The organism is Methanocella sp. MCL-LM (assembly GCF_049676595.1).
Taxonomy (GTDB): domain Archaea; phylum Halobacteriota; class Methanocellia; order Methanocellales; family Methanocellaceae; genus Methanocella_A.
Window position 1 is genome coordinate 2221587 of the sequence record NZ_CP187259.1, and the last position, 26992, is coordinate 2248578.

At 52.0% G+C, this 26992-nt stretch carries 27 protein-coding genes and 1 tRNA gene; 17 read left to right on the top strand and 11 right to left on the bottom strand.

From position 1 onward, the window contains the following. The first annotated feature begins 78 nt into the window (after nt 1-78). The 4 genes from ACPLPM_RS11515 (at nt 79) to ACPLPM_RS11530 (ending at nt 4191) form a co-directional block, all read left to right on the top strand. Nucleotides 79-1944 carry a hypothetical protein gene (locus ACPLPM_RS11515; protein WP_424356920.1) on the top strand — a complete coding sequence of 622 codons (1866 nt, stop codon included), beginning with the start codon at nt 79-81 and terminating at the stop codon, nt 1942-1944. 470 nt (nt 1945-2414) lie between these two features. Further along, nucleotides 2415-3632, top strand: coding sequence for an FprA family A-type flavoprotein (locus ACPLPM_RS11520; protein ID WP_424356921.1), 1218 nt, complete (start codon nt 2415-2417; stop codon nt 3630-3632). Nucleotides 3633-3881: 249 nt separating this feature from the next. After that, nucleotides 3882-4010 carry a hypothetical protein gene (locus ACPLPM_RS11525; protein ID WP_424356922.1) on the top strand — a complete coding sequence of 43 codons (129 nt, stop codon included), beginning with the start codon at nt 3882-3884 and terminating at the stop codon, nt 4008-4010. 106 nt (nt 4011-4116) lie between these two features. After that, nucleotides 4117-4191, top strand: a tRNA-Glu gene (locus ACPLPM_RS11530). A gap of 74 nt (nt 4192-4265) precedes the next feature. Here ACPLPM_RS11530 and ACPLPM_RS11535 read toward each other — a convergent pair. From ACPLPM_RS11535 to ACPLPM_RS11555, 5 genes are all read right to left on the bottom strand, one after another. Next, nucleotides 4266-5996 carry a cache domain-containing protein gene (locus ACPLPM_RS11535; protein ID WP_424356923.1) on the bottom strand — a complete coding sequence of 577 codons (1731 nt, stop codon included), beginning with the start codon at nt 5994-5996 and terminating at the stop codon, nt 4266-4268. A 144-nt stretch (nt 5997-6140) separates the two neighbouring features. Next, nucleotides 6141-8033 (bottom strand): PAS domain S-box protein, encoded by a 1893-nt coding sequence (locus tag ACPLPM_RS11540; RefSeq protein WP_424356924.1) that lies wholly within the window; start codon nt 8031-8033, stop codon nt 6141-6143. A gap of 41 nt (nt 8034-8074) precedes the next feature. Next, nucleotides 8075-8383: a circadian clock KaiB family protein gene (locus tag ACPLPM_RS11545; protein ID WP_424356925.1), complete on the bottom strand. Its 309-nt coding sequence runs from the start codon at nt 8381-8383 to the stop codon at nt 8075-8077. After that, nucleotides 8373-10151, bottom strand: a complete 1779-nt coding sequence (kaiC, locus tag ACPLPM_RS11550) for a circadian clock protein KaiC (RefSeq protein WP_424356926.1) — start codon at nt 10149-10151, stop codon at nt 8373-8375. The genes ACPLPM_RS11545 and kaiC overlap by 11 nt, the downstream gene beginning before the upstream one ends. Nucleotides 10152-10358: 207 nt before the next feature. Next, on the bottom strand, nt 10359-10667 hold the full coding sequence (locus tag ACPLPM_RS11555; RefSeq protein ID WP_424356927.1) for a hypothetical protein: 309 nt from the start codon (nt 10665-10667) through the stop codon (nt 10359-10361). A gap of 282 nt (nt 10668-10949) precedes the next feature. On the opposite strand from ACPLPM_RS11555, the gene ACPLPM_RS11560 reads away from it, so the two are divergent. From ACPLPM_RS11560 to ACPLPM_RS11575, 4 genes are all read left to right on the top strand, one after another. After that, nucleotides 10950-11327: a hypothetical protein gene (locus ACPLPM_RS11560; protein ID WP_424356928.1), complete on the top strand. Its 378-nt coding sequence runs from the start codon at nt 10950-10952 to the stop codon at nt 11325-11327. 22 nt (nt 11328-11349) lie between these two features. Beyond that, nucleotides 11350-11691, top strand: coding sequence for a hypothetical protein (locus tag ACPLPM_RS11565; RefSeq protein WP_424356929.1), 342 nt, complete (start codon nt 11350-11352; stop codon nt 11689-11691). 251 nt (nt 11692-11942) lie between these two features. Continuing rightward, a complete protein-coding gene (locus ACPLPM_RS11570; protein WP_424356930.1) occupies nt 11943-13295 on the top strand; it encodes a DEAD/DEAH box helicase in 1353 nt (450 codons plus the stop codon). A gap of 354 nt (nt 13296-13649) precedes the next feature. Next, complete coding sequence (locus ACPLPM_RS11575; RefSeq protein ID WP_424356931.1) at nt 13650-13982, top strand: hypothetical protein; 333 nt, start codon at nt 13650-13652, stop codon at nt 13980-13982. Between the two features lie 2 nt (nt 13983-13984). Here the strand turns inward: ACPLPM_RS11575 and ACPLPM_RS11580 are convergent, their stop codons facing one another. Then, nucleotides 13985-14362, bottom strand: coding sequence for a hypothetical protein (locus ACPLPM_RS11580; RefSeq protein WP_424356932.1), 378 nt, complete (start codon nt 14360-14362; stop codon nt 13985-13987). 414 nt (nt 14363-14776) lie between these two features. Between ACPLPM_RS11580 and ACPLPM_RS11585 the strand changes: the two genes are divergently transcribed. Further along, on the top strand, nt 14777-15982 hold the full coding sequence (locus ACPLPM_RS11585; RefSeq protein WP_424359978.1) for an ammonium transporter: 1206 nt from the start codon (nt 14777-14779) through the stop codon (nt 15980-15982). Between the two features lie 13 nt (nt 15983-15995). Then, the gene (locus ACPLPM_RS11590; protein WP_424356933.1) at nt 15996-16325 is read left to right on the top strand and encodes a P-II family nitrogen regulator; all 330 of its coding nucleotides are present in this window, start codon (nt 15996-15998) and stop codon (nt 16323-16325) included. A 282-nt stretch (nt 16326-16607) separates the two neighbouring features. Here ACPLPM_RS11590 and ACPLPM_RS11595 read toward each other — a convergent pair whose 3' ends face one another. Continuing rightward, nucleotides 16608-17201 (bottom strand): ribbon-helix-helix protein, CopG family, encoded by a 594-nt coding sequence (locus tag ACPLPM_RS11595; RefSeq protein WP_424356934.1) that lies wholly within the window; start codon nt 17199-17201, stop codon nt 16608-16610. A 311-nt stretch (nt 17202-17512) separates the two neighbouring features. Between ACPLPM_RS11595 and ACPLPM_RS11600 the strand changes: the two genes are divergently transcribed. From ACPLPM_RS11600 to ACPLPM_RS11625, 6 genes are all read left to right on the top strand, one after another. Then, nucleotides 17513-18730, top strand: coding sequence for an ammonium transporter (locus ACPLPM_RS11600; protein ID WP_424356935.1), 1218 nt, complete (start codon nt 17513-17515; stop codon nt 18728-18730). 26 nt (nt 18731-18756) lie between these two features. After that, on the top strand, nt 18757-19086 hold the full coding sequence (locus ACPLPM_RS11605) for a P-II family nitrogen regulator (protein ID WP_424356936.1): 330 nt from the start codon (nt 18757-18759) through the stop codon (nt 19084-19086). Nucleotides 19087-19206: 120 nt separating this feature from the next. After that, nucleotides 19207-20127, top strand: coding sequence for a CPBP family intramembrane glutamic endopeptidase (locus ACPLPM_RS11610; protein ID WP_424356937.1), 921 nt, complete (start codon nt 19207-19209; stop codon nt 20125-20127). A 297-nt stretch (nt 20128-20424) separates the two neighbouring features. Beyond that, nucleotides 20425-20589, top strand: a complete 165-nt coding sequence (locus ACPLPM_RS11615; protein WP_424356938.1) for an Em GEA1 (EM1) — start codon at nt 20425-20427, stop codon at nt 20587-20589. A gap of 350 nt (nt 20590-20939) precedes the next feature. Next, nucleotides 20940-22211: an MDR family MFS transporter gene (locus tag ACPLPM_RS11620; protein WP_424356939.1), complete on the top strand. Its 1272-nt coding sequence runs from the start codon at nt 20940-20942 to the stop codon at nt 22209-22211. Nucleotides 22212-22223: 12 nt separating this feature from the next. Continuing rightward, nucleotides 22224-23504 (top strand): MDR family MFS transporter, encoded by a 1281-nt coding sequence (locus ACPLPM_RS11625; protein WP_424356940.1) that lies wholly within the window; start codon nt 22224-22226, stop codon nt 23502-23504. A 36-nt stretch (nt 23505-23540) separates the two neighbouring features. Here ACPLPM_RS11625 and ACPLPM_RS11630 read toward each other — a convergent pair whose 3' ends face one another. Both ACPLPM_RS11630 and ACPLPM_RS11635 read right to left on the bottom strand, forming a co-directional pair. After that, on the bottom strand, nt 23541-23987 hold the full coding sequence (locus ACPLPM_RS11630) for a rhodanese-like domain-containing protein (protein WP_424356941.1): 447 nt from the start codon (nt 23985-23987) through the stop codon (nt 23541-23543). A gap of 164 nt (nt 23988-24151) precedes the next feature. Then, complete coding sequence (locus ACPLPM_RS11635; protein WP_424356942.1) at nt 24152-24490, bottom strand: rhodanese-like domain-containing protein; 339 nt, start codon at nt 24488-24490, stop codon at nt 24152-24154. A 162-nt stretch (nt 24491-24652) separates the two neighbouring features. Between ACPLPM_RS11635 and ACPLPM_RS11640 the strand changes: the two genes are divergently transcribed. Continuing rightward, nucleotides 24653-24886, top strand: coding sequence for a DUF2769 domain-containing protein (locus tag ACPLPM_RS11640; protein WP_424356943.1), 234 nt, complete (start codon nt 24653-24655; stop codon nt 24884-24886). A 9-nt stretch (nt 24887-24895) separates the two neighbouring features. Here the strand turns inward: ACPLPM_RS11640 and ACPLPM_RS11645 are convergent, their stop codons facing one another. Together ACPLPM_RS11645 and ACPLPM_RS11650 are read right to left on the bottom strand one after the other, a co-directional pair. Then, the gene (locus ACPLPM_RS11645; RefSeq protein WP_424356944.1) at nt 24896-25699 is read right to left on the bottom strand and encodes an SPL family radical SAM protein; all 804 of its coding nucleotides are present in this window, start codon (nt 25697-25699) and stop codon (nt 24896-24898) included. A gap of 9 nt (nt 25700-25708) precedes the next feature. Then, on the bottom strand, nt 25709-26992 hold the full coding sequence (locus ACPLPM_RS11650) for an Nre family DNA repair protein (RefSeq protein ID WP_424356945.1): 1284 nt from the start codon (nt 26990-26992) through the stop codon (nt 25709-25711).

Consider the following 26992-nt stretch of genomic DNA (forward strand, 5'->3'; position numbering starts at 1 on the left):
TACTGCCAGTTGAAATCAAAACCCGCCGGTGGGGGCAGCCTCAAAAGGTTTAAGAGCGATGCCCTTTTACTAGCAGCCGTGTTCTTATTCGGACTGGTTGCGCTCGCGTTCTTCACGCTGACGATTATCGCCGGGTATGCAATAGCAATCCGCTTCAGGGGTCACCTGTCCTGGATGGAGGCGGCTGCCGCTTCGCCTGTGATCGGCATCATTCTTGCCACCTGGGTAGCACTGGTCATATACCTGCTGACAGGCAGCCTTGATATCAGTATCCTCTTGACTGCATTGCTGATGTTCATCGCCATCGCTTTCGTGAAGCCGTGGACCGAGAAGCCAGCCCCCGAGAATAAACACCTGCCCGCGCTGCTACTCATCCTCGTCACGGCGTCGGTACTCATGTACCAGGGCCTGCTTACGTTCTACAACGGGGAGTACCACATCGCATTCCCCTTCTTCGGTGATGCGGCTTTCCACACTTCCATCATCACTTCGTTCTCGCAGGGCAGCAATTACCTGCCCCAGTACCCGATCATGTCAGACCACCTGCTGCGGTACACGTTCCTGATCGACTACTACTCGGCACTGCTCGACAGGCTGGGGATGGGCATACAATGGAGCGTAGTACTACCCGGGATTGCCCTGATGACATCGCTGTTCTACCTGCTCTATTCCCTGGGCTGCAGGTTCACGGGAAGACTTGCCGGCGGACTTATCACCGCCTCGCTGGTCGCCTTCAGCGGCGGACTGCAATTTATCCAGGCGTTCAAAGACTGGAGCGTATCAGGCCAGCCGATAACGACGTTCCTGCTGACCCGCAACCTCAACTACACCTGTATCTTCGATCTGCACTACGTCTTCACCAACTTCACAGACATTATCATGGCCCAGCGAGCCGCCCTGACGGGATTTGTTGCCGGAGCGCTTATCATCCTCATCTCTTACACGCTATACGTAGACAGAGACTACGATGGCAAAGCGGCAAAAAAGACCCTCCTGGCTGTCGGTGTACTGGCCGGGCTGCTGCCGTTGTTCCACACATATACGTATGCCTGCGTCATGATCTCCATGGTTTTCCTGTTCATCCTGTACCAGGAAAAACGGTGGCACTACTTTATGATTCCGGCAATCGGCCTCGCCCTGCCCCAGGCCTTATACATTGCAGGACAGGGAGCCTCATCGATGATCCGGGTACAGCTGGGCTGGATGGCCGGATCTCTCACAGACATACCGGGCTTCTGGGTAATGAACATGGGCCTGGAACTTTTCCTGCTAATCGCAGGGCTATTAATTGTAAGCACTAAAAAAGCCAGGTTTTACCTGCCTTACCTGGCCATCTTCATCGTCGCCAACATCATCGTATTCCAGACGTGGGATTACGACAACCATAAGATGTTCAGCTTCTGGCTGATGCCGTCCTCACTGTTCATGGCGGCTGCGCTCCTCTACGTGTACGACATCCGCTCGATCGGTAAGCCACTTTTCGCCATAATATTTACCCTGACCATACTCACCGGCGCCCTGGTAGCCTTTTTCACCATATCCCAGCCCTATGTTGAGTTTTCCAAAAATGACATCTACGTGGCGGACTGGGTCAAAGAAAATACGCCCGGAAACGCCGTCTTTTTAACCGGCGACGCACCCACCCACCCGGTGATAGCGCTTGCGGGACGACTGTCCTACTTAGGCTACTATCCATGGATGTACACCCACGGCGTCAATACCGACGACAGAGTTCAGACCGTGAGAAGCATTTACAACGCTGAGAACATGCACACGATGATCCAGCTGCTCAGGGAAAATAACATCAGCTACGTACATTTAGGACCCCAGGAGCTCCGATCCCAGACCTACGACGTCAACCAGTCCTTGTTCGAAAACTGGGAGCCCGTCTTCGACTGGACGGCCCCTGACGGGGAAAGGTACAGGATCTACCGCGTAGATTGAATAACCACCAGTAACTGATAAAAAAGTTAGCGTATGCGAGGCTTTCCGTTTCTGGTTGCTCGTATGGCGTGGGACAGCAATACGAACGCTGCGCTGTGCCAGAAACACAGATTCCTACAGATTGCGCAGATTGCACAGATTTCTTTTAGAATAAGGGATAGATCGAGCCCTTTCCTTTTTTGTTACCGATTAGCATCTGTGCAATCTGTACTATCTGTCGTAATCTGTGATCTGGCACAGCGCAGCGTTCGTGTACGTTCACGGGCACATGGATAGCATGGTTTAGATTACCTGAAAAATCTGTAGCTGGCACAGCGTAGCGTTCGTCAAATCGCTCACCCGGCGATAGTGCAATTATTGGCCGAACGGGCCAGGATATTTTAACCAGCCGAAACCTTAAAATACAATTGTTCGCATACGATAGAACGTTCGTTGTATTACGAACATTAATGTTACCGGAGACTAAAAGCATGAAAGCGGTTGAAATTTCAAGTGGCGTTTACTGGGTCGGAGCAATTGACTGGAACCTGCGAGATTACCATGGCTACACTTTGCCTGGCACAACTTACAACGCATACCTGATCGTCGGCGAGAAGGTAGCGCTGATCGACAATACGTATCCGGGCCACGAGAAGCAGATGATCGAGAGGATCAAGTCCATCGTCGACCCGAAGAATATCGACTACATCATCATGAACCACGTAGAGAAGGATCACTCCGGAGCGCTACCGCTACTGCAGAAGATGCTCCCGAACGCCCCCATCTACTGTACTGAGAACGCTGTCAAGGGCTTCGGCAAACACTACGATACCACCGGCTGGAACTTCAAGACTGTCAAGAGTCTCGAATCCCTGAGCCTCGGCAACGGCAAGACACTGGTCTTCCTTGAGGCGCCTATGCTCCACTGGCCTGACAGCATGTTCACCTACCTGGCTGAAGAGAAAATTCTGTTCCCCAACGACGCCTTCGGCCAGCACATCGCCTGCTCCGAGAGGTTCGACGACCAGCTGGGCAAAGAGGAGTCCTTCAAGCACGCTCAGAAGTTCTTCGCTAACCTGATAGTCTCGCTGGCCCCGAGGGTGCTGAAGAAGTTCCAGCAGGTCACGGACCTGAAGATCGAGATCAAGATGATCGCTCCCAGCCACGGCATCATATGGAGATCATACGCTGGGGACATCGTCAACGCTTACGCTAACTGGAGCCTTGGCAAGTCCAGGGACAAAGTCACCATAGTCTACGACACCATGCACGGCTCGACCGATGCCATGGCAAAGATGCTCGCGGAGGGAGTCATGGCCGAAGGCGTGGAAGTCAAAGTCCACATCCTGAAGGACGGCAAGCACGAGGGCACCCACCGCAGCAATGTCGTTACCGACGTGCTCGACTCCAAAGCCATACTCGTCGGTTCGCCCACGCTGCAGAACCAGATGTACCCGACTGTGGCCGACTTCCTGTGCTACCTGAAAGGCGTGGAGCCCGGCAAGCTGGCGCAGAAAAAGATCGGCTGCGCCTTCGGATCCCACGGCGGCCACGGCGGCACCATCAGGCAGATCAGCGACGAGCTGAAAGCTGCTGGCATCGAGGTAATCAACGACGGGTACGAAGTCTACTACAAGCCTGACGAGGCCGAGCTCCAGAAGTGCTACGAGATCGGCAGAGACATCGCCCGCCGCATCAAGGCGATGTGAGCCGGCTGAAGATTATCGAAACACCAGTAAGTATGAATCCCTAACTTAAAGCCAGAGCGTTACCGCCTGCCCGGCAAGCTCAGAAGAACGACGAATCGGTTTGCATAATAGCTGCAGGGCCGGCGGTAAGCTCTAAAACGTTTTTCTATTTCTCGACACCCCAAACTCTTGCTCACCCCAAAACCGGGTTCGCTCGATAGCCTGAATACGAATTTAAATATAAGCTCAAATCTCGCTACAGGGATCTCTGTGGCTCAGAAGGTGGAGCAAAAGGGTAAAATGACCGTAGAAGAGGCGGGCAGGAAAGGCGGGCAGAGAGTCAGGGAACTGATCAGGAAAGGTGAAGAGGCCCGGAAGCGGATGGCTTTAAAGAAGTAAGCATTATTTACTGTAGCTTTTATCCTTCACGGACCCTGTCAAATGGAGCTATTGAACGCAAATTTTAAATACCATAAATGACTTGTATGTGTCGCACAACAGTGATGCTCCGATAGTGTAGACCGGCCAATCATGACGGACTCTCACTCCGTCGACTGGGGTTCAAATCCCCATCGGAGCACTGATAAAAAGGCCCAAATCTCCGTACTGGCGATTTGGGCTTTTTGTTTTTATAGGATGATGAAGTAGGGCTAACTATGTCGGTTCTTCCGCTGCGGGCAGCGATACGATGAACTTAGCGCCCTTCGAGTAGTCGCCAGGCACCCGATCGGCGACTGTGACGTCTCCGCCGGCGTTCTCGACCAGGCTCTTGACAATGAAGAGGCCCAGGCCCCTGCCATGGGCTTTTGTATCTCCCCTCTCGAACCTGTTGAAGATCTTTTCTTTGAGGCTGTCGGGGATACCAGGGCCGTTGTCTGCCACTGAGATCTGGTAAAATTTCCGGCCCGCTATCTGGACCTCGACTACGGCGATGTCGATGACGATGCTATCACCGGAATGCTTGATCGAGTTGTTGATGAGGTTGCAGAAGACCTCCGCCATCAGCGAAGTGCCTTTTATCACGAGGCCGTTTCTGGGCGCGTAGTTGATCGCGACTGATTTGCCATCTGGCCGGGGCGCTCCTTCGATGCACTGCCGGATCATCTGGTCGAGATCTTCCGGCTGGTAGGTAATTTTTTCCTCGTTAATGGCCTGTATCTTGCGCACGCTGTCGATTATGCTGGCGCTGCCTGTCGAAGATTTAATGGCATCGGTGATGATCTCTTTCTGGTCCGGGGTCAGATTATCGTCATCTTTTATCAGTTCCAGGTTCCCGATAGTGACCTGGTTGAGGTTGTTGATGTCATGGCCCATGATGTCGAGGTACAGTTCGGCCCGGTTCTTCTCATCCAGGATCTTTTCCCGGTCTGCCCCGATTGTCCGCCCCATGTTCAGAAACGACCGGGCGAGCACTCCGATCTCGTCCTGGCGATCGACGGGCAGAGACTTTTCGTATTCGGTCAGATCCTTTTCCGGTATACTTTTCGTCGCTTCGGATATGGCCACAATAGGCCGGGACAAGTAATTGCCGATGTAGAGCGAGAGGGGAACTGCCAGGATTAGCAAAGCCAACACGATGATGAGGAAGGCCCATGAGGATCTCTCGACAGGCGCATAGGCTACGTGAACAGGTAGAGAAACTACAACTCCCCACCCGTAATCATTCACTGGAGAATAGGCTGCCAGTCGCTGGTCGTTTTCATACGTGAACCGGTTTTCCATGACGCCCTCGTTACCTGCCAGGACTTCCCGGACCACGGGAAGGGATGAAAAATCAGTCATCCGGGACATATAACTTTCATTATTATGCATCATGACGTGGCCAGTCCGGTTTACGAGGTAGATGTACTGGGCGTCTTTGACGGTAGCTCCCTTGACTACATTTGAATAGTTCTGGAGTGACCAGCCCCCCACGAGCACGCCGATAGTTGTGCCATTATCTACAACCGGGGCACCAATATAGATGGTAGGATGTCCTGTGACATCGCCCTTGATACCATCGCTGACATAGGGCGTCGAAGTATTCAGCACGTTACCTACGAATGGACGGCCCCGAAGGTTCTGCCCGACGTATTCAGTATGAGGATAATAGGAGATGACATTGCCCTCGGCATCGGTGAAATAGGCTGAGTCGAACTCTGCTAATTCGGAGATATATGCAGCGTTTTCAGCTAAAAAGGTAGTATTCCTTTCATTTATGGCCTGGATGACCAGCGGCCGGTCAGAGATGGTTGTAAGGTACGATATACCGAAGTTTATGTAGCTCCTGGTCAGGGCTGCCACTACTTTTGCTTCTGAAAGATGGTACTCCTGGATGTCCTGCTTGATGATATCCCGGTAGTACAGTATGCCAAGGCTGCCTACGATTATGACAGGAATAATCATTGCCAGAGCGAGCCCGATGATGGTCTGGCGTTTTATAGAGGTAACTTAGAATCCCCTGTAAAAATTCTGAATTAACGTATTAATATATTAGTGAAGTTTTTTCCCGATCAGCTCCGGCAAACGAAGAGTTCAAACACTGATGCACTAAGATGCTGCAGGCAGCACGATCACAAACCTGGCGCCCTGGCGATAGTCGCCGGGTACCCGGTCTTCCACCCACATTTTACCCCCGTATTCTTCGACCAGGGTTCTGGCAATGTGGAGCCCGAGGCCTTTGCCGTGGGCTTTTGTGTCCCCCCGCTGAAACCGCATGTAAATCTTGTCCTTCATCCAGTTGGAGATGCCGGGCCCATTGTCCTCGACTTCGCACCGGATGTAAGTCATTGCTTTCTCCCGGGTGCGGGCCACCCGGATGTTGATGACCAGGGGCTTTTTGGGGTCGGAGTGTTTCAGGGAGTTATTCAGCAGGTTGGAAAAGACATCGGTTACCAGATCATTTGCTTTTACCATGCAGGACGGTATCGTTTGCAGATTGACCGTGACATCCCGGCCGTCGGCAACTGAGTAGGTCAACTTCAGGCGGGTGAGGATTTCACACAGGTCTATCTGCCTGGTCTCTGTGATCTTCTCAGTATTCTGGAGTTGTCGGACGTTGTCTATGATCTGGGAGGTATCTCGCATGGACTCGAGAGACTTTGCCATCAGCTCTTTAGCTTCCCCGAGATCGTCGCTGTCAGTTGCAAGTTCGAGGTAGCCTATGCCGATCTGCATCAGGTTCCGGATATCGTGGCCAAGCAGATCGAGGTACAGCTCGACCTGTGCTTTGGCATCCTTCAGCTCCTCCTCGGATTTCTTCCTCGCCGTGATATCGGTGTACATGGATATAGAGCCTGCATAGTTACCATCCTCATCCAGAATGGGCGCTGCGTTTGCGATCGCCAGTAATCTGGTTCCGTCCTTCTTAAGCAAGGCACAATCGTACGACTCTTTGATCCCTTGTTTTCTCCGTTCCATCATGGTTCGCTGGACGGGGATATAGTCGCTCTCCACGAAGTCGTACATCAGCCTGCCTAACATTTCTTCCGGAGTGTAGCCCAGCATCTCGGCACACCGGGGGTTGACAAACTTGATAACGCCGGTTTTGTTCACCGTCCAGATGCCCTCTTGCGCAAGCTCGACGATCTGGCGGTACTTTCGCTCGCTTTCCCTCAGGGCATACTCAGCTTTCTTCCTCTCGGAGACTTCGGCCCGGAGAGACTCATAAGCTTTGAGCAGATCCTTACTGCGGTTTTTGGCCTCGGCTTCCAGCCTCTCCTTCGCGGTGCTCAGTTCTTCTTCGTACTGGAAGTGCCAGGTAACGTCCCTTATCGAAACCAGAAAGGAAGGTTGGCCCTTCCACTGGACCTCTACTACCCGCATTTCAGCAGCTACAAACTTGCGGAACTCCCGCAGAATATACACTTCCACAGGCTCGGTAAGGAGGATGGGAAAGCCGAACGTTTTGCCGATCATATCTTTCTCCGCCAGGTTAAAAAGCGATTCTGCAGCGGGATTTATGAACTGGATAATGCCACTCTGATCCAGGACAACCATAGCATCTGCGTTCTTGGTGACAATTGCGCGAATATCCTCGGCCGCTCGTTTTTGCATCGTCTCGACCTGCTTCCGCCGGACGATCTCCTCGATCAGGGTCCGGAGTTCGAGAAACTGGGTTTTAAGATCACCGCTGAGCGGCAAGACAAATTCGGCGCCGGCTTTCATAGCTTTGATCGTGTTTTGCTCTCTTGCCCGGCGGGTGTATAGTACGACCGGTATACCAAGTTCTTCACCCTTGATCCGGTCCAGAAGAGCAATCCAGTCTATCTCGGGCACTTCATAATTACCAACCAGGATATCGGTCGTTCTCTGTTTTACCACGCTTACTGCTTCTTCTGCAGTACCTGCGGAACGAACTGTGATAGTATTGCCACTGGACAGATAGCCTGCAGTATCCCTAATGAAATCCGGATTATCATCGACGATTAGGACTGATATCATGGATTCACTTGAAGACATGTGATAATTATATAATACATTTGTTATTTCTTTGGTTTAATGTCTAATCCCACCAGCACTTTTTCAGTAGCTGACATATCACCGATCAGCTTCTTGAGCGGCTCCGGCAATTTTCTTACAACTGTAGGCACTGCAAAGATCTGCTCTTCAGCCGCAAGCTGGGGATGTTTCAGCAGATCGATGACTTCGATGGTATATCTTCCTTTCAGGTATTCTTCGCATACTTTGCGTAAATTTGCTATCGCATCCCGGGATTTGGGGGTTTCTCCTGCTACGTAGATTCTCAGATCCCACTCTATTGCCGCCTCGTCCTGGATATTTTTACCGGTCATCAGATCTACCCCCTTTAGTCACGTCCCATTTTCGCTCGCGGGACATGACCTCACGGTCCTTAAGCATAATTTCAAGATCCTGCTCCAGCTGTTCGATTTTTTTCTTCAGCCCGCTCTCCTCCACGGTTAGCTGCGCGTTCATGGATTCCTGCCGGGCATTATATTCTCGGCGCTTCTCCTCGAGGATCGCCTTCATATTCTCGATCTCCCGCCGCATGTTAGTGACCTGGGCAAGGTCTCTGGCCTCCTGGCCGATCTTGGCACTGCCCATGAATACTCCTGACGGGCCGATGTACGGGTTGATGAGATCGATGCCTTTATTGGTGAACCGGAATTCCCGTACCTGGTTAGAATGAGACATGCCACGGGATTTGACGATAGCTAAACCACGACTCCGTTCGCCGTTGTACTCGATGTTTCGGAGTAGTATCCACGTATCGATCATCGAGGATATATAGACCTCGGAAGTCCGGGGGTTGATGTCACCGGTGATTAGATCAGTATAGACACACGTGATCTGCCGGGATTTCATCATATCCTGCAGCCTCGTTAGCAGCGACTTGACCTCTTTGCCGCCCCCGATGGCAGTAAAATCTGACAAAGGGTCCATGATTACATTCATGGGCTTGAACCGGTCAAGTATATCCTGTATTAGGACGAGGTGCATCTCGATGCCGTACAACCATGGCCTGGAGATATAGAATTTTAACAGCCCGGTCTTCACCCATTGCCCGAGGTCTATTCCGATCGACCCCAGGTCCCGGATAATCTGGTCCTCAGTCTCCTCCATGGCGATAAACAGGCAACGCTCCCCCCTCCTGCAGGCAGCATCGACGTAGGTCCCTGCAAAATTGGTTTTACCAGTGCCCGATGTACCGGTATATAAGATGGCGCTCCCGCGGTAGAACCCTTTATGACCAAGCATCGCATCAAGCTGAGGTATCCCGGAAGAGACTACCTCCCGAGATAGCTTATAATCGGTCCTGATAGAGGTAATCGGGAAAATAATAATCCCGTCTCTTGCGATCAGGAACGGGTATTCATCCATACCGTGAGTACTGCCCCGGTACTTGATAATCCGCAGACGCCTCGTGACTATCTGCTCGGTGACCCGGCTGTCCAGGAAGATCACGCAGTCTGCGATGTACTCTTCCAGGCCGTATCTTGTCAACTGTCGCTCTCCTTTCTCGCCCGTAACAATAGCAGTGATACCCCGGTCCTTAAGCCACCGGAACAGGCGGACCAGTTCGGAGCGCAGCAAAGCATGGTTACTCAGCCCTGCAAAGAGCACTTCGATCGTATCCAGAGCCACCCGCTTTGCCCCGATGCTATCGATGGCATAGCCGAGCCGGATAAATAAAGCGTCCAGATCGTACTCCCCGGTTTCGTGGATGAGGCTGCGATCTAGAAAGACGTGATCAATAGACATTTTTTTCTCTGCGCACAGCTTATCAAGATCGTACCCGAGCGAGGCAAAGTTCTTCTTCAGGTCGTCGACATTCTCCTCGAAGGTCACGAAGACGCCCGGCTCGCCGAAGTCCATGGCGCCGTGGACGATAAATTCCATGGCAAACATCGTTTTGCCGCTACCTGCTGAACCGGCTACAAGAGTGGGCCTGCCCCGGGGAAGCCCGCCAAAGGTGATCTCGTCGAATCCTTTGATGCCGGTGAGGGCTTTTTCGATAGTTTTCAGCCCGCCGGAGAGATTACCAGAATTGTCTTGACGTTCCTTGCTGCTTTTTCTACGTCCAGTTTTACCGCCAGCCACGAGAAACCCCTCGCCCCCATAATAGGATTGATAAACAGTGTTAATATTATATTATTAAATAATTATATCTCCCATATAGCTTTTTAAACATAAATACGGAGTAAGACCCGCAGGGCAAGCATTTGGTTACAATTACACTTAAGCGATTAACAGATGAGTTACACCTGAGAGGATTAAAAACCAAAAAAATATACGTGAGGGAAAGGATTACCTGAGATTACCCCTGCACGTGATAATCATATTAAGGTTATCTTTTGATACCGGTCGATTATCGATGCTGATGAGGCGGTTACACCGAAGGCTTTCAAACTGCACGGTATCGTAGGTAAAACCTGATAAACACTGCCCTTTCCGGGAATAATCCGTGAGCGGACAGGAATTACACGACACGCCCCATTTGACTGTTGCAGTAGTATCATATTTCTCGAAATATCCTGATGCAGCCCTTTTTTCAAAAGGCTCTTTTGGTGCCGGACGGCTAAGCAACTGTCCGACAAGCGCTTTTACTTCTACCATTGTTCAGGCCCCCCATTTATTATCATATTACCTGAACATCCACCGTATGATCGATTCCCTGCCGCAAGCCCGGATACCCGGCCGAAAGCATATGTCGATACTTTCAGCCAATTATTATATTATACGCAATAATATGCATCCAGATAGAATATTAACCTATCGGTTGGCTTACAAAGAACTGCACATCAATACAGGTCATTGCCGTTAGCAGGCATCAGGTTTTCCTGCAGCCCATTAAATAGTATCCAAAAGATAATATCCCTGCACTACAACCAATTATGTATGGAGAATACACCCCGGATCGCAGACTGGGACTTTAGCAAAGTGAGCACGTGCTTTCACTGCAGAAAAAATGTTGCCCAGAATATCAAAATCACGCCGAACGACAGCATAGTGACATGTGCGAACTGCGGAGCGGAAAGACACTACATCATCCGATCGTTCTCTGTCGCCGACAGCAAGCCCGACTTTGAGGCGGCCGCCGTCAGAAGGAAGTACGACGTCTGGAAATTTACGAAGCAGGCAAAGTGCTTCAACTGCGCAAAGGAAACTGGCCAGGAGATCACGATGGACGAGCATATAGGCGCTGTCGTATGCCCTTCGTGCCTGTTCACCAGAATCTACAAGTTCAGCGTCTACTCGAGGCCGGAATTAAAGTAGAAGTAGCGCATCTTCTGTAGCGATGGAACAACCAGATCCTGCCAACCCCGAGAGCCTGAAAGCCTTCTACAGGCAAGTGATAGAGTACTATGGCCAGGAATCGCAATCAGACGCCATTATCGAAGAAGCCGCCGAGCTGATCCACGCCATCTGCAAATACCGGCACGCTGTTCGCAAAGGTGAAGATACCGCCGGGGTCCGTGAACAGGTCGTCGAGGAGATCGTCGACCTGCAGATCGCTCTCGATCAGGCCAGGCTTATATTCTCCGGAGATTCCCCGGCTGCCGAAAAGTATTACGAGGAATGCAGGCAGAAGAAACTTGCCAGGCTGGCCGAATATGTAGATATTCCGCGAAACAGGTAAGCAAGTCCAGCCCTTATTGTCGGCGCCAGCCGACAGAAAGTATGATATACTTCGAGGCCACTTATAGAGCCAGATAAGTACAGATCATATCGCTCTTGTTAAAGTTGATAGCGGCTTCAGAAGTTATCTTTTAAGCCCCAATAGATTTTCGCAGACGAGTTTTGGCTTATGAAAGCTGGATTTCCGCACCATGATGACCACAGTTTCATCAGCAGGCCATCCGGCTTTACTTATGTAAAAGGATTGATGAAATGAGTTCATTTGAAAGTTTAAAGCTGAGCGAGCCGGTTATGAAGGCTCTGGCCAGCATGGGCTTCGAAGAGTCCACCCAGATCCAGGATTATACTATTCCCCTTGCATTAGCCGGGAAAGACGTAATCGGCCAGGCGCCCACAGGTACCGGAAAAACAGCAGCCTTCGGCATACCGATGATCGAGATCTGCGACGACAGCCCCAGTATACAGGCAATAGTCATCACCCCGACCAGAGAGCTCGCGATTCAGGTCTCTGAAGAGCTGAACAAGATCGGCCAGTTCAAAGGTATCCGGGCGCTGCCGATCTACGGCGGGCAGGAGTACAAGTGGCAGATGAAGGGCCTTAGAGAAAAGCCCCAGATCATCGTGGCCACTCCGGGACGGCTGATGGATCACCTGATCAAGCAGAAGAGCATCAAGGGTAGCGACGTCAAAATGCTCGTGCTGGACGAGGCCGACGAGATGCTGGATATGGGCTTTATCGACGACATCTATACAGTCATGGAGAAACTGCCGGCCGAACGCCAGACGCTGCTCTTCTCCGCCACCATGTCGCCGCAGATCAAGAAGATCGCCGTCGAGCTGATGAACAAGCCGCATATCGTAGGCCAGGAAGCGAAAAAGGTAAAAGCCCCCGCGATCTCCCAGCACTACGTGGAAGTGCATGAATACGACAAGTTCGACGCCCTGTGCAGGATTCTGGACACCCAGGGACCGGAACTGTCCATCGTTTTCGTGAGGACAAAGATCAGAGTCGATGAGCTCCAGGAAGGCCTGGTCAGGCGAGGATATTCTGCCGTAGGACTGCATGGCGACATGGACCAGCAGAAGCGCACCAATATCATAAAACAGTTCAAGAACGGCAATACCCAGGTGCTCGTTGCCACGGACGTAGCGGCAAGAGGCCTCGACATCAGCGACGTCACCCACGTCTTCAACTTCGACATACCCCGGGACCCGGAAAGCTACGTCCACCGCATCGGCAGGACAGGCAGAGCAGGGAAAAGTGGTATGTCCATCACCTTTGTGACATACCGAGAGATCAAGCTGTTCAAGCTCATCGAGCAGGTATCCGGTAAAAGGATGGAGCGGATGGAAGTGCCGACGCTCGAAGAGGCGGTCGAAGAGCAGCAGCGGCAGGTTATCGACAGCATACGAGAGGTCGCCTACGGTGAAGATGCCTTAAAATACAGCCGTCTGGCCGAGATACTGCTGAACGACAACGACTCCGTCACGATCGTCTCAGCCGTGCTGAAGCTGCTGATCAAAGAGCCCGACAAGACGCCCGTTGTCCTGACAGAGGATAAGAAAGGCGGAAAGAAAGGCGGCTTCAGAAGACCGCGAAAGTAAAGATAACCCAGGATGTCCCTCAGGAGAATTCTTCGGAGGTACATCAAACCTTTTTTAAACATCTGTCTGGTACCGAAATACCGTCAGGTAACTTCTACCCCCCGGGCAAATTAGAAAGAAGCTGTTTAATATTCTTACAATATAACCAAAAATTAGCTAAACCATAGTTAATTTGTCTGTGCGGTAAAATTAATACGTTAAACAGGATACGATTATAGTTAATAGTATTATGGGGGAACGTTTATAGCACAGGATATTGAGCACATAAGGTTATATGTCGGTGCAAGTTATACCGGAACGATCAAAAATGCAGTCAATCTAGATGACTACCTGTATAATAACCCTTTACAGGTGATGCCGGAGTTCAGGAATTTCTACAAGAGCTTTTTGTCTTTGTATCTGGCCACGAATAATCTCCTGCTGAATTCCAGGCAGGTGATCGGTAAAAGAAAGATCGATGAAAACGAGTTTAAAGATCTCTTCAATTCCATAGAGCAGTGGATCGGCGATGTCAAGGTCAAGCTTTTCAACGTCCGGAAACAGCCGGCAGAACCAGGTAAAGCGCAGCCGGCGAATAAAATAAAATTTGCAGACTCCGACTACGAGCTGATGCAGGAAGGCATAGTGCTTTTTAACGACTATTGTAACTACCTGATTAAGTATAACATAATCAGGATAGAGGAATAGGCTTACCGTTTTATTTCCGGCGCTTCAGGAGGTACTTTGCCAGTTTCCGCAGTACCTTCTGCCTCAAGGTTTTCAGATGTCTGCCCGGCCTCGCCGGCAGCAGCCTTTTTTCTGCCGTAGATATCAAAGGCCACATAAGCGATGACAAGGATAGCCATCCCGATGATCAAATAGATCATATTGCTCCCTATGAACGGCAGGTCCGTCAGGATGGTCTCCACGGACAGCGGGCGGTAAAGTCCGGTAGCTTCGGGTATAAGACCGATAAGATCGGCCAGCAGGTAACCCCCGATTATGATAACTACAAGACAGACAACCGCTATGATCGCAAGCTTTACCAAATCGATGACACCGTTGAAGACGTTGTTCAAGATCCCCATAACACGAGAGTTACAATGTGTTAACTAATAGTCCTATCGCTTGACCAGCTTCAGCATATCAACAGCTAGTTTTGAGGCAGCCAACCTGCTGGCAGCGGCATGCCCAATAAGCGCACAGTCGGCAGAATAGTGATATATCTTTTTTTCACCGCCACCCGGCAAACGATTCGAAATGCGGATATTATGCAAGCTTCTTAAACAGTATGTTATAAATAGTAAAAGGTAAGAAACGTACTTCCTTGGTAAAGTATGTATATGTAGGAAAGAAGCTTCCTTCCTATAACTGGCGTTTGGATGATACCGGTCTGCCAGGCACATGCTTTTAGGAAAAGCTGCCACTGCACTGCTTTCAGCGGTTAGATAAGGGCAGCTTCGATTCCCGCAGGGATAAAAGTCGTTTAACGTGGTGATACCATACCTATCAATTCCGGAGATACTGCCTGGATTCTGGCTTCGACAGCGCTGGTCATGATCATGACGCCCGGCGTAGGCTTCTTCTACGGAGGCCTGGTGCGGAGGAAGAACATCGTGTCGATGATCGCAATGTCCTTCGTGGCCTTCGTCATCATCAGCCTCATGTGGGTAGCCTTCGGCTACAGCATAGCCTTCGGGCCAAGTATCCACGGCATCATCGGTGGCCTGGACTTCGTAGGCCTGAAGGGCCTCGGTTTCGAGCCGACCGGTACGCTGACAATACCACCGATTACCTTCGCGCTCTTCCAGATGATGTTTGCCACCGTCACGCTGGCGATCCTTACGTCGGTATTCGCCGAGCGGGTCAAACTGTCATCGTTCATTGTCCTGGGAGTTCTCTGGGTAGCACTGGTCTACTGCCCGGTCGCTCACTGGCTATGGGGTGGAGGCTGGCTTGCCCAGATGGGCGCCCTCGACTTCGCAGGCGGAGCCGTCGTGCACATAACTGCCGGGTTTTCAGCATTAACGATCGCCCTGGTGATCGGGCAGAGGATCGGCTTCGGCAAGGAGCTGATGGTCCCGGGTAATATTCCCCTTACCCTGCTCGGAGCGGCCATGCTCTGGTTCGGCTGGTTCGGGTTCAACGGGGGCAGCGCGCTCGCAGCCAACGGGCTCGCTACCAACGCCATCATAGTAACTAATACGGCAGCAGCTGCCGGTGCAGCCGTCTGGATGGTCCTCAGCTGGAAGGATGGCAGGCCCGCATCGATCGGCATCGTAAGCGGCGCCCTGTCCGGGCTTGCGGCAATCACACCTGCAGCAGGCTACGTAGGCGTCTTCGAAGCGATCGTGATCGGTGTAGTCGCCTCGGTGATCTGCTATGCCTCGCTGCTCTACCGCCTGAAGAAAGGGCTCGACGAAAGCCTCGATGCCTGGTCAATCCACGGCATGGGCGGGCTCTGGGGCGTCATCGCTACAGGTATCTTTGCTGCCGCAGCAATCAATGGCTACTCGGGCCTGATCGAAGGTAACCTGCACTTCTTCCTGGTTCAGGTGCTCGCTGCCGGAGTAGTCATGGTTTACTCGGTAGGTGTTACATACGTGATCGCGAAAGGCATCGACGCGACGCTGGGCCTCAGGGTCAAGGAAGAAGAAGAATACGTAGGGCTCGACATCTCCCAGCACGGAGAGCGGGCATACCACTGAGGTGAGAAGGACTATGAAGATGGTACAGGCAATCATAAGGCCCGAAAGGCTGGACCTGGTAATGAAAGCTCTTGAGGTCAAGGGCTTCTATGCCATGTCGATCACAGAGGTGGACGGCAGAGGCGAGCAGAAGGGCATCGCCCTGGAATACAGGGGCAAAAAGATCGAAGTAGACACCCTCCCCAAGACCAAGATCGAGATCGTCGTCGCCGACGAAGACGTCGAGCCAGTCATCGCCACGATCCGGGAAGCAGGCCGCACCGGCAAGTTCGGGGACGGCAAGATCTTCGTGCTCCCGGTCGAAATGATGGCCAGAGTAAGGACAGACGAAGTCTGGAAGTGAGCTGGCTCACGAGAGCTAGCTCTAAATTTTTACTTTTCTATAACCGGCGACTCAGCAACACGATCGCTGCGCTGTGCCAGATCACAGATTCTGACAGATTGCACGGATTGCACAGATGGCGTTAGAATAAAAGTGATAGGCAGAGAAGACATTCACCTTCGATTCGTATCTGTGTAATCTGTGCAATCTGTCGCTATCTGTGACCCTGGCACAGCGCAGCGATCGTACTGTTAGATCACTCCTTATATCAGGGCTCGATTCAAAGAAGAGATTCCACGGATATTAACGGTTAGCAGGTACTGGTTCGACTTCCTGCTTATCAGTGGCTGCATCCTTAATGATAACTCTAAGCTTAGAGTAATCCTCTTTGATGAGGGCGTTGAACCCCATGCCTGCGAAGGTCTCTTCCAGGAATTCCCGGATGAAGCGCCGCTGGGTACCGGGGCCTGTAAGTAAGGTATATTCCTTTGGGGCATTGCTTGAAGTCGTGATCTTGAAGAAGTTGCAAGTTTCCAGCCTTCTGAGCAACGCATCCGGTGTCGTCACCTTTTTGCCCAGCTGTTCTGCGTGCGACCGGGCGATCTCTCTGTGAGTGTTCCAGAACTCTGCCTGGCCGGCCGAACTTTCCACCATTTTGAGGAACAGCAGCCAGTGATCGACGTCCAGGATCACGTGCTCCCCTTCGGAAAGCATGTCTATGTATTCCTGGGTCTTCTCCCGGTTACCGTTACCAAGCGTTATCCTGTTCTCATAATAGAACTTGATGGCTCTTCGGATCAGCTCGCTCTGGGAAACTTTGAGGTCAGTTTTCAGGTTCTCAAAGTTATCGAAGGATTCCTCGTCAAAGGATATGGTAACCCGGATAGGCGACTTCATTGGAAGTATATTGCCTTTTTCATTTATATAAAGTTAACTGCATTGTGTACAAACTCCATATAGGACTTGAAAGATCATACAAATTCATAACTGTTAAGTGATTTTATGAACAACATTATGTAGAAAACTATAAATACTTGTTATAGGAATAGCATATCCTACGGTGATACTTGTGATCGCTATGAAGGCTCATGAAGTTGCCAGAAGAAGGCTCAGTGAGCAGCTTCTGGTAGTATTACTATCAACCTACGTATCGGAGAATACGACAGGTATCGCCATAACTGTCAGACAAGACTCTATGAGGTTCTAAAATGGTACTTGATACAGGAGATACAGCATGGCTGCTCATCTCGACGGCACTGGTTATGCTGATGACCCCGGGAGTAGGCTTCTTCTACGGCGGCCTGGTAAGAAGGAAGAACATAGTAAACATGATCACCCTGTCACTGGTCGCCTTCGCACTGGTCAGCCTCCAGTGGGTGCTCTTCGGCTACAGCCTGGCCTTTGCACCCGACCTCAACGGGATGGGAATCATCGGCGGCCTCGACTACCTCGGGCTGAAGGGCGTCGGCCTGGAACCCGGCTCGGAGACAGCGACCTATCCGGCGCTCGCCTTCATGATCTTCCAGCTGGTCTTCGCAGCCGTAACGCTGGCGATCATAACGTCGGTGTTTGCGGAGAGAGTCAAGCTTAGCGCCTTCATCATCTTCGGGCTGCTCTGGACCACGCTAGTATACGATCCTCTCGCCCACTGGGTGTGGGGCGGCGGCTGGCTAATGACGCTCGGTGCCCTCGACTTTGCAGGCGGCACGGTCGTCCACATTAGCGCAGGCTTCTCGGCCCTCGCCATAGCCCTGGTCATCCGAAAGAGAGTAGGGTTCGGTAAGGATCTCATGGAGCCCAGCAACATTCCTCTGGCCCTGCTCGGAGCCTCGCTGCTCTGGTTCGGCTGGTTCGGGTTCAACGCAGGCAGCGCCCTGACAGCCAATGGGCTCGCAGCCAGCGCGTTCGTCGTGACCAACACGGCCACGGCAGCCGCAGCCCTCACCTGGATGGTGCTGAGCTGGATCAAGGGCAGGCCAGCAGCGCTCGGCTTCGCCAGCGGTGCGGTCGCAGGCCTCGTGGCCATCACCCCTGCAGCCGGCTTCGTCGACATCTTCGGCGCCATCGTCATCGGCATAGTGGCCTCGATCATCTGCTACGCAGCCATGCTCTTCAGGATCAAGAAAGGCCTGGACGAGAGCTGCGACTGCTGGTCGGTCCACGGCATGGGCGGCCTCTGGGGCGCCATCGCCACGGGTATCTTTGCCACAACTGCCATACAGGCAAACTACAGCGGCCTGCTATACGGCAACGTCCAGCAGTTCGTCAACCAGATCATCGCCGCTGGCGTATCGGTAGGCTACGCGTTCGTCGTGACGTTCATCCTGGTGTTCATCCTGGATAAGACGATCGGCATGACGGTCAAGGAAGAGGAAGAATATGTCGGCCTGGACCTCTCGCAGCACGGAGAGCGGGCCTTCAACTAAGTTGAAGCTTTAACTAAGGTGACAGCATGAAGATGATTCAAGCCATAATCCGGCCCGAGAAGCTGGACAGCGTGAAAAAAGCCCTGGACGAAAAGGGCTTCATCGCGATGACCATCATCGACGTCAAGGGCAGAGGAGAACAGAAGGGAATCACCCTGGAATACAGGGGCAAGAAAATTGAAGTCGACTCCCTCCCGAAAGTCAAGATCGAGATGGTAGTGGAGGACAAGGATGTTGAAACTATCATATCGATCATCCGGGAGTCCGGCAGAACCGGCAAGTTCGGAGACGGCAAAATCTTCGTCCTGCCCATCGACATGGTGGCCAAAGTCAGGACCGACGAAGTCTGGAAATAAGAGGACAAAGAGAGATAGATAGGGGAGGGCCGATGCGGCTATCCCCTGTCATTATTTTTCAGCCCGTAGAAACACGAATGAAAAAGATATACGTCATTACTTTGATTATTAGTGATACTTATGAGCGGCGATAAAAAAGGAACCAGAAAACCTGCCGGCAGCAAGGGCAAAATCAACCGGGACACCGCCCGGACCGGACTTTCGTCAGGACTGATCATAACGATCTTAATCGCAGGACTATACTCAGTATTCCTGGTAGATACCAGGCTTGACACAAGCCTGCTAACCCTGATGCTATCAGCGTTCCTCGTGGCCGCTTTCCTGGTATTCGTCTTCACGGTAAGAAGCGGAAACCACAGGCTGAAACAACAATTCAGCTCGCTGCTGTATGTGTTCGTCGGCCTCTCGCTGCTTACCCTGCTATGGGAGCTGCTGGCATACTTAAAAATAGTCGATGTCACGACGATGAGCCCTGCGATCTGGATCGCAACTGTGGGCCTAGTCAACGGCATCGCGTCGATCATTATCATCGCAGCCATCGCAGCCCTGGAAAAGCTGAAGGCCAAAGACCTTTACCTGACCGCCGGCGATGCGAAAGTCATCCCCTTCGCGGCCGTTGCCTTTGGGCTCTGCGCCATACTGGGCGCTGGATCCACTTACTACCTGTTCGGAGGCGCTGCGCTGGGCATGGATAAGCTCGCCCCAATTGCCTTAGCTGTGCTGGTATTCGCAGCTCTGGCCAGCGTTGCAGAAGAGCTGTGGTTCCGGGGGCTGATGCTGTCGAAGATTATCCCCATACTGGGCGAATCGCGCGGCAACATATACCAGGCGTTAGTCTTCGGGGTTTTTGAGGCGGTCATGTTCTACACGCTGACCGGAGAGCTGAGCTTCATGCCGGCCATGTTCATCATCGGGGCGATGACCGGATACTACTGGGGCAGGGCGACCTTGAGAAGCAAGAGCCTGATCAGCCCGATGGTGCTTCACGCGGGCTTTTACCTGCTGATCCTGTTACCGATCATGACAGGCCTCGCAGCTTAAGTAAAAGATCTTGTAACCGGCTAAGACAACAACCCTGTGGATTTTTGGTCCCGCCCCCGGTGCGGGACCTGTAAAACTAATGAGAAACCCGGTTCAGTTGATGAACTAAATCATATTATCAGTACAATCAACAATTTAAGGTATATTATTAAAGCAACGAGCGTTTTAGGAATTTATTCTAATTATCATAGCATCGACAGGGTTTTTATATTCTTCTTTATTTTTAGGACAGCTATGACACATTTTCGCAGGATACATTCATTAACATACATATTAAAACGTGTGATGGTGATACCTATGGCTAGAAGAGAAGAACGTGGAGAAATGACTGTCAGAGAGGCCGGACGGAAAGGTGGAGAAACCACGAAGAAGACGCACGGCCACGACTTCTATGTCCAGATCGGCCACAAGGGTGGACAGAAGGTCAGGGACCTGATCAACAGGGGCAGACAGCAGGAGTAATCTGCGGACTAAAAAAGTCCGGCAGACTTGAGAAGTCCGTCCACGGGAGGTCCAGCCGGGGCCCCCGGACATCTTTTTAATTACAATCGGATACCACTGTTCGTTTGAGCCCAATACAAGCCATAGTTGTACATTAATAATCATGCAGCCACTGTCAACCGTTATCACATGTCATGGGTTTGCAGCACAAGCATTTCGGTAACTATATATAAATGAAGAATCCTTTTTGGTGCTACCCCGGAGCCATTTGAGGGCAGATGGTATTACTTTCACCATAGTATTACTTTGCATTCATATGGTTCCAGATAGTATGCAGACTAACGCTAAATAGCACCAAACGCATGATATCAATGATCAATAAAATAAGCAAGTTCAAATTACCTTCATATAACAGCCAGGTATGGATACTCTTTGCCGGCACCATTGTAGCGACCATAGGATCCAACATGGTCATGCCCTTCCTGTCGATCTACATGTACGAGCAGATGGGCGTATCGATGACAATGATTGGCCTGGCGTTCTTCATCTCCACGGTTATGGGAGCAGTTGCCTCCTACATCGGCGGCTCGCTCGCAGACAGGGTAGGTCGTAAACCCCTGCTGATCGCAGGCCTGATTCTGCAGGTTGTAGCATATATCCTGATCGGAGCTGCCCTGAGCTTCAACGTCTCGTACTGGATAATAGTGGCCGTTTTGTCCGTGGCGTTCTTCATAGACGGGCTCTACAGGCCTGTGCCTGACGTAATGATAGCGGATATTACCGAGCCTGAAAAGCGAGTGGAAGTATACGGCCTGATCAGGGTGGCCTTTAACATCGGAGTGGTGGTCGGCCCGGTAATGGGAGGTGTCCTGGCACTGGTTTACATGTCCTATTCCAGCATGTTTATCATCGCAGCCATAGGTACTGCAGGATACCTGCTGATAGCACTGCTGATGCTGAAAGACACGAAACCTGCGGAAGCTTCGGAAGCGCTCCGGCTGACAGACATCATCGATGTGGCAATGGATAAGCCCTTCCTGATGTTTGCGCTGTTGAACTGCCTGCTCCTCATCCCCTACTCCCAGATGTACACATTGCTGTCAGTATACTCGTCTGCATACTTAGGCTTCAACACGGTAGCGATCGGAGGTATCTTCGCGGTCAGCGGCCTGATGGTAGCGCTGTTCCAGTTCCCGATATCCGCGGCCATCAAAAAGTACAGGATGACCTCGATGCTGGCACTGTGCTCGGTTATCTTTGCCATCGGGTTCGGCATGATCGCCGGCATCTCAAGCGTAGCTATGATCTACCTGAGCATGGTGATCATCACGCTTGCCGAAATGCTCTGGGCGCCTTCCAGCGCCGCCCTGCAGGCCAACATGTCCCCGGAAAACCGCAGGGGAAGGTATTTCGGGTTCGGCAACCTGGCAGGTTCTCTCGGATTTGCCATAGGCCCCCTCTTCGGCGGGCTCCTGAAAGATGGTATGGGTGAAAACGTCCCCGCGATGTGGCTGGTAATCGCCGGCATGTTCCTCGTCATCATGGGAGGCTTTTTCCTGCTCGGCAAAGTAGTACCCAGGGCAGCCAACCAGCCGTCGGAAAAGAAGGTGGCAATGATAGAGGTAGCGGAAACAGCCGTTTAAAGAGGTGCAAGAATGAACATGATATCCAGAATTAAAAAATCCATCACGTATTTCGACAGGCAGATATGGACGCTTTTCGTAGCGGACATCATAAACGTGCTGGGCACCTCGCTGGTCAACACCTTCCTGGCCATCTACATGTACACGCACATGGGCATATCCATGACTGAGGTTGGCATCGGCTTCTTCGTGGCAGCTATCATAGGGGCCGTCGCATCGTACGTCGGCGGCTCGCTGGCCGACTCGATCGGCCGAAAAAAAATCCTCATCGCAGGCCTGGCCTGTCAGGTAGGCGTATACCTGTTGTTCAGCTACGCGCTCGATGCACAACTCTCCTTCACATACATGGTCATAGTGATGGCCATCAACGCGCTGGTAGGCAGCTTATACCGACCGATACCGGACGTCATGGTAGCTGACGTAGTCGAGCCTTCAAAGCGAGTGGAAGCTTACGGCCTGCTTCGCATAGGTGCAAACCTCGGCTGGGTCATCGGCCCCGTCCTGGGTGGCTTTTTGCTACTCTTCATGCCGTATTCCAGCGTCTTCTATATCACGGCCCTGACCACGTTTATCTACCTGCTCATCGCCGTGTTCCTGCTGAGAGATACTAAGCCTACTGCTGTGAAACAAAAGTTGAACCTGCGGGACATCAGGTACATCCTGAGCGACAGGGTATTCCTGTTCTACTGCATACTCTGGGCGCTCATGCTGGTCCCGTACCAGCAGATGTACACGCTGCTCTCGGTGTACTCGTCCTCCTACGTAGGCTTAAACGAGTTCTGGGTGGGCGTGATCTTCGCGGAGAGCGGGATCATAGTCGTGCTAACCCAGTTCGCAGTCTCGGCGCAGGTTAAAAAGTTCAGGATGACGACGGCACTGGTGGTCTGTTGCCTGGTCTTCGCCGCAGGCTTCGGGCTGCTGGCCACTTCGAACCTGATATTCCTGCCGTTCATCGCCGTGGCGATCCTGACTGTCGCGGAGATGATCTGGTCTCCCGCTGCAGCCACATTACAGGCTAACCTGGCACCGGAAGAGCGAAGAGGAGGCTACTTCGGCTTCAGCAGCCTGTTCACCCAGATCGGCTATGCGATCGGCCCACTGTTCGGCGGAGTTCTGAAGGATTCCATGAATAACAATGTGCCTTCAATGTGGCTGGTCGTGGGGGCCATGTTTATTGTCTGCAGCTTCGGCTTCCTGCTGCTTGCCCGCATAGTGCCGGCTAAAGCGAACGGCAACCCGGTGAAGCTCTGGAAAAAGAAAGCAGAGCCGGTCTTGCAGGCGCAGAGGAAATAATAAAACGGAAGCACTCTGAGGTGCTTCTAATATTTATCAGCCCATTGAGATGTCATCCACGCCGTGGACAGTGTCCGACATGATGGTCGTTTTTGCCGGCTTGATGCTTTCGGGTTCGGAACGGTCCAGCCGGTTACCTTTGTTCGACCAGGACATGAGGCCGCCTTTAAGCACGGTCACGTTCTTGAAGCCCAGTTGCATCAGCTTCATAGCGGCATCGCCTTCCAGCCTGCTTTCCATCTTAGGCGATTCCTGGGCCTGGCCGGGACCGTATACGATGATATTGGCGTTCTTGTCCAGATTCCTGGCAATGGCGTTCATCTCTCCATCGTATAACGAACATGCCCCCGGGATATGTCCTTTATAGTACTCAGTTAACTCTCTGGCATCCACTATGACATACCCACGCTCTCTGCGCCTCATCTGGTTTTGCAGGTCGTCTACGCTGATTTCCCTGATCTGCTGTGCGTACAAGTTAATCACCAGAGCAGCGTACAAGGGTGGTTTATATAAAAATAACTATGAGAAAGGAAGATCATTTTTTGGCGGATTGAGAATATTATCGGAATAAGCCACCCGTCATATATGGTAGCACTACTCCGGCGCTACTGCCTCAGCCTGGCCTTCAAGCGAAATCCAGCTTCACGTCACTTATTACTCTCCAGAGGATTACCCTGCTCCTGCCATTCCTGAATGCCGCCTTTGTAATCCCATACGTTCCTGAAGCCTTTCCTTAGAAATGCCTTGGCTGCTGCTGTACTGGCAGTGCACTGGTAGCTGCCGCAGTACGTGATGACATCAAGATCCCGGCTGTAGTTGTCCGCCAGCTGATCGACCTCCTCTGCAGGGATCGGTATAGCTCCGGGAATGTGCGACGAATCGTAAGAATCTGCGCCCCGCGCATCCGCAAGGATGAAGGGCTTCTCCTGCTTCATCCGGCTTTTCAGCTCATCTATTGACATCCGCCTGACCTCAAGTTCCTGCATTTTAGATCACAGATAGAACCACTCCCCGGATTTTTAATAAGATTACGTCCACATTCCGCAAGGTTCGTTGATAATTGCCGGTCCAATCAGGCTACAGTATTTTATTACGCCGTGTATTTATATATTAAAAGATTGATTCTAATTCAGTATTGGTCGGGTGAAATGATGTTCGTCGAAAACAGCCAGGATAATAAAGACATTTGTATGCAGTACTGCGGCTCGTGCCCGAGCTTCAACAAGGAAGGAGGTAAGCTGCTTTTTTGCTCCAGAGGTAACATCGCAAAGAACATCGAGAGAAAGGGATGCAAGTGTGGTATGTGCCCGGTAGCCATCCAGCATAAGCTCGACGGAGGCTACTACTGTATCCACGGCAACCTGGATACGCTGATCGATTGAGCCTAAAGGCTAAAGGCCCTGCTCGCAGGCGATTCCTGCTTCAGAGCACAGCCTGAATATTTTTTCCTTAACCTTATGATACCAGAGGGTATCCGCACATGTTACTCCGCACGTACGGCCTGTCAACCCGGATAGCTCCTTCAATGGTGCCTGCATAGCCTCACTTAATCCCGGCTTCAGGCGAAGCGGATCGATAAGAATGCGTGAGCTTCCCGCAGCCTTGATCGCTTCGACCGTTTCGAGGATATTATCTTCAGTGATAATGCCAGGGATGATCGGCCCTATAAATGCCCATGTCGGGACACCGTTTTCCGATAGTTCTCTCATTGCCCTGAGCCGTTCACTGGCAACTGTAGCCCCCGGCTCCAGCACCCGGGAGATTCGGTCATCATTGGTAGTAATAGTAAAGCCCACTTCTTTCTTCCGGAACTGCGAGATCAGGTCAAGGTCCCGCAGTACAAGAGCAGACTTCGTCTGAATGCATACCGGAAAGTTCTTAGCGAGCAACACTTCGAGACAGCTTCTGGTCAACCGCAGTTTCTTTTCCAGCGGCTGGTAGGGATCGGTGACCGTGCTGATGCCGACGGTGCCCGGCTGGAACTTCCGGGCCTCTTTCTCCAGAACGACCGGTATGTTAATTTTCGCCTGCACGAAAGAACCCCAGGGCTCGGTACCACCATAGTGCAACGTCGAGGGGGCATAGCAATAGCTGCAGGCATGCTCACAGCCAGTATACGGATTTAAGGAATAGTCCAGCCCCGGCAGCGAGGACTTGCTTAGAGCGGTTTTACAGTTGATCTCTCCGTACTTCATGGCAATCCCTCAGAAATCGGTCAGCCTCCGCTGGAACCTGGAGTCTTTCAGCACGTAGCTGTTCAGCGTCCACCGGCTCATAGGTATGTCAAATCTGGTCTGAATATACGTGAGTGCCTCAGTTAAGGTGTTAAACTTAGAGCACGGCCCCTTCAGGGCATTTCGGACGTTCTCCCGGACGTTCCAGACTCCCACGGGCATGACGTAGCCGGAATGTGCTTCTCTCAGGATGACCACTTTTGCCTGCCGGCCTTCTTTGACAAGGTACTCGCAGGTAGCCAGTCTTGCGGCATAGTAGCAACCACCGATGCTGGCATAGGTGGTTCTACCCTCAAAGCGCTCCGCATCGGAGATGATCATGATCTCCCGGCCCGCCGGGTTCCAGATAGTATCTGGGTACCAGGCTTCTACCAGCTCGTAGCTCCAGGGCTCGGGAATCATCAGCACGATGAACCGGTTATCCAGCTGCCAGCTCTCGAATACCCGGTACTCGTTGATCAGGGGCAAATCCTTGACCTGCCCCATCAGAGTCTCTCCGAGAATGCTGTCAACCGCAGTTATACTCTGCCGGGTGGGCACTATCCTGCGGGATTTCTTTACTCCGAAGGCTCCCATGCTAAACGCCCGCTGGATGCGGGTGACCATGGTGTCGTCTTTATAGAGCTCCAGCACAGCATCCCGGGCCAGTAGATCGCCATCGTAGTGTGCCTTTTCGATCCGCTGGTCGAGCTTGAAGTTGCCAATCTCAGCCTTCTTCAGTGGTGCAGACGGCCCAAATGGCTGAACTTCGTCGTCCAGCTCAATTCTGCCCGTCGGCTTACGGAAAAATTCAGCGGCGGTATCCACAGGGTTGCTGGCCATGGACAGTAACGTCATGTCCTCGACAATCTTGCCGCACTGTTCAGGCTTCCTCACGTTTACTTTATAGAGGCCCCTGACCAGCGAGCTGCGGAACCCGACTATATCATCGATAGTCTTGCCTATCCACCGCTCGGGCGTGTCCATCTCAGAAGTATCCCCTATCACTGGAGGAACAAGCGGGCCGATCGATACCAGCGGATAACCGTACTTACCTACAAAAACACCCGGCGCTGAACCGAATATAGAGGTGCTGTCAATCTGCGGAGCGTTCTTCAGCTTCGCGTAGTGCTTGATCATGATCGGGCAGCGCGACTTAGAGCAGAGCATCTTCGTCCCCTTGCAGGCCACACACAGCGACGGCTCAGGCTGAGCAAAAAAGCCTTTGCGGTTCGTAGTTTTAAAAGGATCCTGGGTGGGGATAGTGGTATCCAT